Genomic DNA, 6000 nt, shown 5'->3' on the forward strand with positions numbered 1-6000 from the left:
CGCGGGAGTTGCAGGTTCAGCCCAGGTCTGGGGAAGTGCGGAAGCTTCGGCTACCGCCAGGAGCGCACGGCCCGATCCCACCCGGGCACGGTCGACACAGCGCGATGACCACCACCGCCTCCCCACCCGTGCTCGCCCGGGTGCTGGTCGTCGGCTCCGGCATCAAGAGCCTCGCCAACTCGGTCACCGTTCCCTTCCTGGCCGTGTTCCTCCACAAGGAACTCGGGCTCCAGCCGGGCATGATCGGCTTCATCATCGGCTCGTCGGTGTTCTTCTCGATCTTCGCCGGGTTCGTCGGAGGTTCGCTCTCCGACCTCCTCGGCCGGACCCCGCTGCTGCTGATCTCCCCCCTGGGGGTGATCGGCTCGTTCGTGGGCCTCTACTTCAGCCACGGCATCCTCGCGGTGTTCGTCTTCAACGCGACGATGGCGCTCAGCAGCAGCTCCTTCGGACCCGTGGGCAAGGCGCTACTGAGCGACCTGCTCCCGCCGGGCCGACGGGTGAAATGGTTCTCGTACCATGTACATAAACCATCAACATGGGATACGCCGTCGGGCCGGTCGTCGGCGCGGCGGTCGGGCTGGCCGGCGACCGGTCGGCGTTCCTCGTCGGCGCGCTCGGCTACGGCGTCTACCTGCTCGGCCTGGCCGGAGCCCTGCTGCTGACCTCGTCGTCGTCCGCGAAGTCCGGCGAGCCCGGCCGGACGGCCACCGGCGAGGGAACGACGCAGCTCGTCGGCAGCGTGCTCAAAGGGCTCGCGGAGAGCGCCCGGGTCGTAGCGAGCGACTCGCGGCTGCTGTTCCTCATCCTCGCCGGACTGCTGCTGGAGGCCGTGCACGGCCGGGTCTCCTCTCTGCTCGCGCAGCATCTCTCCGACGGTTTCACCGACGGCACCATGATCCTGGGGTACGTGCTGACCACCAACGCGGTGATCGTGGTGGTCCTGCAGCTGTTCGTCTCCCGGTTCATGGACACGCGCAACCCCGTGACGTCCATCGTCGTCGGCGGTCTGCTGACCGTCCTCGGCATGGCCGGTTTCGCGTACGCGGAGGAGATCTGGCACTTCGTCGCCGCGATGGTGGTGTTCTCGCTCGGCGAGATCCTCATCTATCCCGCGGAGTTCGCCATCATCGACCGGATCGCGCCGGAGGACCGCCGAGGCTCGTACTTCGGCGCGCAGACCTTCGCCCAACTCGGCGTCTTCATCGGCCCCTACACCGGTGGCCTGCTGCTAGCGGCCTACGGCGGCACGACCATGTTCCTCGGCGTCGGCTCGTTCGCCCTGGCCAGTATGGTCGTCTACCTGCTCGTCGGCCGACGGATCCCCGGTCTGGCCGGCCCCGCGCCGGAGCACTCCGCGGAGCGGCCGAAGGAGGAGCATGCCGATGACGTGGCGTGAGCGAGGACTACGACTACTGGCGCTGCCCGGACTGCGCGCCTGGCGCAGCCTGCTCCGACTGCCCGGGCTGGTTGAAGGCACTTGGATCCGCCGTACAGATCGTGAGCACCTTCCACGAGTTCGGCGCCTCGCTGGGCGCCGCCACCGTCTCCAGCATGGTCGCGGCGAGCATCGCCGGAACCGATACGCGGACTTCTCAGCGCCACCCAGTGGGGTGTTGATCGCTGAGCCGGCTTAGACGTGTCGGCGTGCGTCAGGTCACCGCCGCCGCCCTCGACCGGCGAATGTGCACGGTCATGGCCCATCTGGCGGGTGTGGCCGGAGTGGTGGTGGATGGCAACGGGATGCGCCTCCACAGCCCAGCGCGTGGAGGGCACGACGGGGAGCCGCCGCGTACATGTCCGCCACTTCCGCGAGGACTGCCGACCCAGCAGCCCTGCCAGTCAATGGCCCGGCTCGGCGTGGCCACCGTGGTCGCCGAGCTGGGCTTCGAACCAGTCACGCAGGGCGTCGACTAGCGCGGGGTCCTGCGTGACGTAGGTCAGGGTGGCGCCGTCAGCCCGGTCCTCGTAACGGACGGCGACACGGTCGTGCCCCTCTTCGAGCGCGGCCAGGCCCGGCATACCGGTGCCGTGGATCCGGGCCGGGTCGGCGAAGTCACCCCGGCCAAACGCCTCGCCCTCCTTGCGCAGATGAGCCCGTATCAGGCGGATCTGCTCTTCGTCGCCTGACTGGTCGGCCACCACGTCCTGAACCCCGCCCGTCTTGGTGGGGGTGAATCGGTGCGTGGTCTGTTCCAGGTCGAAAGGCATCACGCTCTTGCCCCGCTCGGCCACCACCCTCTGCCGGCCTGTCTGCCCATCGCCCGAATCCTGTGGCGATCCGCCGGCCACCAGGGCCACAGCCGCCGCCGCGCCGAGGACCACCACCGCCGCGCCCGCCCCCAGAACCCGGCGTTTACGGTTCCTCATCCAGTGCCTCCACCATGACATCGAGGGCGTGCATTACGCCCGCTCGTTCGTGGGCCGGGATCGATTCCAGGAGTCGCGAGAACCGCTCCCGCCGTGCTTCGGCCAGGTTCTGAGCGGCTCGCCGTCCCGAAGAGGTGAGTCGCAGTACGACACCCCTTCCGTCCTCGGGCGCGGGAACGCGTTCCACCCAGTCGCGGGCGGACAGCTGCCCTACCAGCCGGCTCACGGTGCTCTTCTGCAGCCGCAGCCGACGGGTCAGTTCGACCTGCCGTAGTTCGTCTGCCTGAGCCAGCTCGCCCAAGGCGTGCGCCTCGGAGACGGAGATCGGCTGGCCACAGGGCGTTGCTTCCGGCTGGTGCAGCCCGAAGGCGCGGATGAAACTCCCCAAAGCCTTCTGGAGAACAACCGGGTCATCAGTCCCGCGATCCGTCGACATGGTTCGACTGTACAACCAGATGGTTCGACCGTGCAACCACTTGCCTGTGGCTCGGCCGTGAGGAGCAGCGGACGGCCAGCGCGCGGTCAGAGGCTGCGGCATAGCCCCTGATGTCGCTGCGCGTGGCGCCGTCGTACTTGCGATTCAGTCGCCGACCGGACCTGCCGCCTCGATGACACCGTGAATGGCCTTGCCGATCCGGTCCGCCGCAGCATCAGGATCCGGCTGTCCGGCGTCCAGCCAGCCGATGACGGCCTCGATGGTGAATACGGGGACCACCCGCGCCGCCCAGTCCAGCCAGGGACCTGCGGGCAGCAGTGCGGCGAGGTTGCGCTGAGCGATCTCGGTCGAGGCCGCGGTGAGGGTGTCGATGAGGTCGCGGAATTCCGGTTCCCGGGCGGCGTGATGAAACAGCAGCCGGAAGGCGTCGGGGTCAGCCGCTGCGGCACGAACCAGAGCAGGGACCGAGTCCTCGTCGAAGTTGTCGCTGCCCACGTTTTCGGCGAGACGAGCACATGCGCGGTCCAGGACCGCTCGGTACATGTGGGCCTTGGACTCGAAATGCCGGTAGAGCATCACCCGGGTGATGCCCGCCTCGGCGGCGACGTCGTCAAGGCTGGTGTCGGCGAAGCCGGTACGGGCGAACGCCCGGGTGGCGGCGTCCAGGATCTGCTCCCGCCGTTCCGTCCGCCGCATCCGCTTCACCGGCACGACGCCCTCGGCACGCGCTCGCTCTCCCACCCGACCTCCCTTGTTTACGCAGCAGTATACAAGTACGTTTGTTTACGTCAGAGTATACAAATTGGCGTCCACTCAGGAGCTGCCGTGACCGCCCAGCTGCCCTTCGAACAGTCCGGCCCCCTGCAGGTTCCGCCGCTCCAGCGCGAGCTGCAGAACCAGGGAGCCGTCCACAAGATCCGCACCCGCGTCGGCGATGAAGCCTGGCTCGTCACCGGATACAACGAGGTCCGCCAACTCCTCGACGACGGCCGGCTGGGCCGGTCCCACCCCTGCCCGGCCGCCGCAGCCCGCTCCAACGAATCCGCCCTCTTCGGCGGCCCTTTGGGTAGTTACGAGACTGAGCAGGCGGATCACATTCGCATGCGCTCACTGCTGCAGCCGCACTTCTCTCCAGGGCGCATGCGTGCCTTCCGTCCTCGCGTGGAGGCCCTGACCGCCGAGCTTCTCGACCAACTCGCAGGCCAGGAAGAGCCGGCCGACCTCATCACAGCCCTCGCACTACCGCTGCCGATCCTGGTCATCTGCGAGCTGCTCGGTGTGCCGTACGAAGACCGGTCCCAGTTCCGTACCTGGACCCAGGCCGCCGCCGACGTGTTCGACCGGGCACGCTCCGAACAGGGACTGGGGGATCTGTTCCAGTACGGAACAGAGCTGGTGACCCGTAAGCGACGCGAACCCGGTGACGACGTGATCTCACGTCTCTGCGCGACCGACGGGGTTGGCGATGACGAGATCGCCATGCTTTCGATGGCCCTGCTGTTCGCCGGCCATGAGACCACCGTCGTCCAGCTCGGCCTCGGCGCGCTACTGCTGCTCACCGCCCCGGACCAGTGGCAGGCCCTGAAGGAGGCCCCCGACCGGGTCGCGGGAGCGGTCGAAGAGGTCCTGCGGGCTCCCGGCAAGGGCAGTGGAGGCATACCCCGCTACGCCCGCACCGACTTCGACATCGGCGGCATAACCATCCGCGCCGGGGACCTCGTGATGCTCGACAACGGCGCCGCCAACCACGACCCCGCCGTCTTTCCCGACCCCGACCGTTTCGATGTCACGCGCCAAGGGACTTCCCACGTCACTTTCGGACACGGCGCCCGCTACTGCATCGGCGCACCCCTGGCCCGCATGGAACTACAGGTCGCCCTCGCCCAGCTCGTCCAGCGCTTCCCGACGATGCGGCTCGCGGTGTCGGCCGCGGAGCTGACTGTCCGCGGTGATGTGCTGACGGGCGGCCTCGTCGAACTCCCTGTGGTCTGGTGACCCGTGTGAACCACCGAGGGCGCGATGCGCTTACCTTCTCGTCCCCGCCAGGTGCAGTTGAGGTACCCCTTAGCCTCTGGCCCACGGGATGGGCACATTGTTCAAGGACTGCGAGCACACGCAGTCCAGGTGGTCGAAGTGCCCGCACCCCTACAAGGTCCGGTATCGGAGTGCGACCGGGAAGCAAGTGGAGGAGTCCGGGTTCGCCACTCGGGACAAGGCCCTCCAACGGTTGACCGATGTCTACAAAGCGAAGAACGGGACCCCTCGCAACCAGGCGAAGGCCGAGCGTGTGGCGAAGTACGGGGCAATGCAGTTCAGGGAGTATGCCGCCGAGTGGAAGGCGGGCAACGGGACTTGGGGCCGGGGTCACTAAGACACCTCGACTCCCTGCTGGAACATCACCTGCTCCCCGCGCTCGAGAACCGGCGAATGGGCACGTTCGACCACAAGGTAGTGGACGGGTTCATCCAGACACTTGAGCGTAACGGGGCCGGTCTGGCAACCCAGTCGAACGCCTTTGACAAGCTGAAGGCGATCCTGTTGGACGCGCATCGGCTCGGCATCTTTGATGAGAACCCTCTCGAGGGCGTCAAGCCGCCCCAGTACGACCCGAAGCGTGCGGTGATCCCCTCCGTCTCCCAACTGCAAGACATACGCCTGGCCGGCGACGACACCTTCACCTTGTTCGCTGACCTGATGAGCGGCTGCGGGATGCGCAACGGAGAAGCCGCCGCCATAAACCTGAACAACATCGTGGCCGACGACGTCTACCGCATCACCGAGCAAGTCAGCCAAACCACCCGCGAGTACGGGCGCCTCAAGCACCGCAGGACCGGCGACTACCGCGACGTCCCGCTACCGACGCGAGTGAAGAACACCATCGAGTGGTACGCGGACAAGCACGGCAACGTGGACGGCTACCTCCTGCGGCACCCCAGAAACCCAGCAAGAGCATTCCCCTACCACTGAGCGTTTTCCAACCTCACGCTGATGTGTGGCGAAGGACGAGGACGGCCTTCACGACGTCGGTGATTCGGTTGGTGCTGCAGCGGAGGTTCCGCAGGAGGTGCCATCCCTTGAGGGTGGCCTTGGCCTGCATCTGAGGCAGCGGATCTTGGCGTGGGTGGTGTTGTGGCGGCGCTTCCATCTCTTGAGGCGGCGGCCCCGAAACGGCACCCGGACGGGTCCGCCAGCGC

Annotated in this window: 8 protein-coding genes and 1 pseudogene; 5 read left to right on the top strand and 4 right to left on the bottom strand. The window is 67.4% G+C overall.

Annotated features, from left to right (window positions below; genetic code table 11):
• Positions 1-104 precede the first annotated feature (104 nt).
• The 3 genes from ACWGO0_RS34250 to ACWGO0_RS34260 are packed head-to-tail and all read left to right on the top strand — an operon-like array spanning position 105 to position 1620.
• Complete coding sequence (locus ACWGO0_RS34250) at positions 105-665, top strand: MFS transporter (protein WP_453543860.1); 561 nt, start codon at positions 105-107, stop codon at positions 663-665.
• Entirely contained in the window at positions 581-1399 is an 819-nt protein-coding gene (locus ACWGO0_RS34255) for an MFS transporter (protein ID WP_453543876.1), read from the top strand. The genes ACWGO0_RS34250 and ACWGO0_RS34255 overlap by 85 nt, the downstream gene beginning before the upstream one ends.
• On the top strand, positions 1396-1620 hold the full coding sequence (locus tag ACWGO0_RS34260; protein WP_453543862.1) for a hypothetical protein: 225 nt from the start codon (positions 1396-1398) through the stop codon (positions 1618-1620). Before ACWGO0_RS34255 ends, ACWGO0_RS34260 begins: the two co-directional genes overlap by 4 nt.
• 222 nt (positions 1621-1842) lie before the next feature.
• On the opposite strand, the gene ACWGO0_RS34265 is transcribed toward ACWGO0_RS34260, so the two are convergent.
• The 3 genes from ACWGO0_RS34265 to ACWGO0_RS34275 form a co-directional block, all read right to left on the bottom strand.
• Positions 1843-2370, bottom strand: a complete 528-nt coding sequence (locus tag ACWGO0_RS34265; protein ID WP_453543864.1) for an aspartate carbamoyltransferase — start codon at positions 2368-2370, stop codon at positions 1843-1845.
• Positions 2357-2806, bottom strand: a complete 450-nt coding sequence (locus ACWGO0_RS34270) for a MarR family winged helix-turn-helix transcriptional regulator (RefSeq protein WP_453543866.1) — start codon at positions 2804-2806, stop codon at positions 2357-2359. Before ACWGO0_RS34270 ends, ACWGO0_RS34265 begins: the two co-directional genes overlap by 14 nt.
• A 144-nt stretch (positions 2807-2950) precedes the next feature.
• Positions 2951-3547, bottom strand: coding sequence for a TetR/AcrR family transcriptional regulator (locus ACWGO0_RS34275; protein WP_453543868.1), 597 nt, complete (start codon positions 3545-3547; stop codon positions 2951-2953).
• Positions 3548-3631: 84 nt separating this feature from the next.
• On the opposite strand from ACWGO0_RS34275, the gene ACWGO0_RS34280 reads away from it, so the two are divergent.
• Complete coding sequence (locus tag ACWGO0_RS34280; protein WP_453543870.1) at positions 3632-4801, top strand: cytochrome P450; 1170 nt, start codon at positions 3632-3634, stop codon at positions 4799-4801.
• Positions 4802-5233: 432 nt separating this feature from the next.
• Positions 5234-5773 carry a hypothetical protein gene (locus ACWGO0_RS34285; protein ID WP_453543872.1) on the top strand — a complete coding sequence of 180 codons (540 nt, stop codon included), beginning with the start codon at positions 5234-5236 and terminating at the stop codon, positions 5771-5773.
• Between the two features lie 13 nt (positions 5774-5786).
• On the opposite strand, the pseudogene ACWGO0_RS34290 reads toward ACWGO0_RS34285, so the two are convergent.
• Positions 5787-6000: pseudogene (locus ACWGO0_RS34290) on the bottom strand (IS5/IS1182 family transposase); the annotation flags it as partial.

The organism is Streptomyces sp. NPDC055749, assembly GCF_053617235.1.

What these genes read in the sequence shown, in the direction of transcription:
- ACWGO0_RS34270 (WP_453543866.1), bottom strand. Translation starts at nt 2,806, where the DNA reads ATGTCGACGGATCGCGGGACTGATGACCCGGTTGTTCTCCAGAAGGCT.
- ACWGO0_RS34285 (WP_453543872.1), top strand. Translation starts at nt 5,234, where the DNA reads ATGGGCACGTTCGACCACAAGGTAGTGGACGGGTTCATCCAGACACTT.
- ACWGO0_RS34265 (WP_453543864.1), bottom strand. Translation starts at nt 2,370, where the DNA reads ATGAGGAACCGTAAACGCCGGGTTCTGGGGGCGGGCGCGGCGGTGGTG.
- ACWGO0_RS34250 (WP_453543860.1), top strand. Translation starts at nt 105, where the DNA reads ATGACCACCACCGCCTCCCCACCCGTGCTCGCCCGGGTGCTGGTCGTC.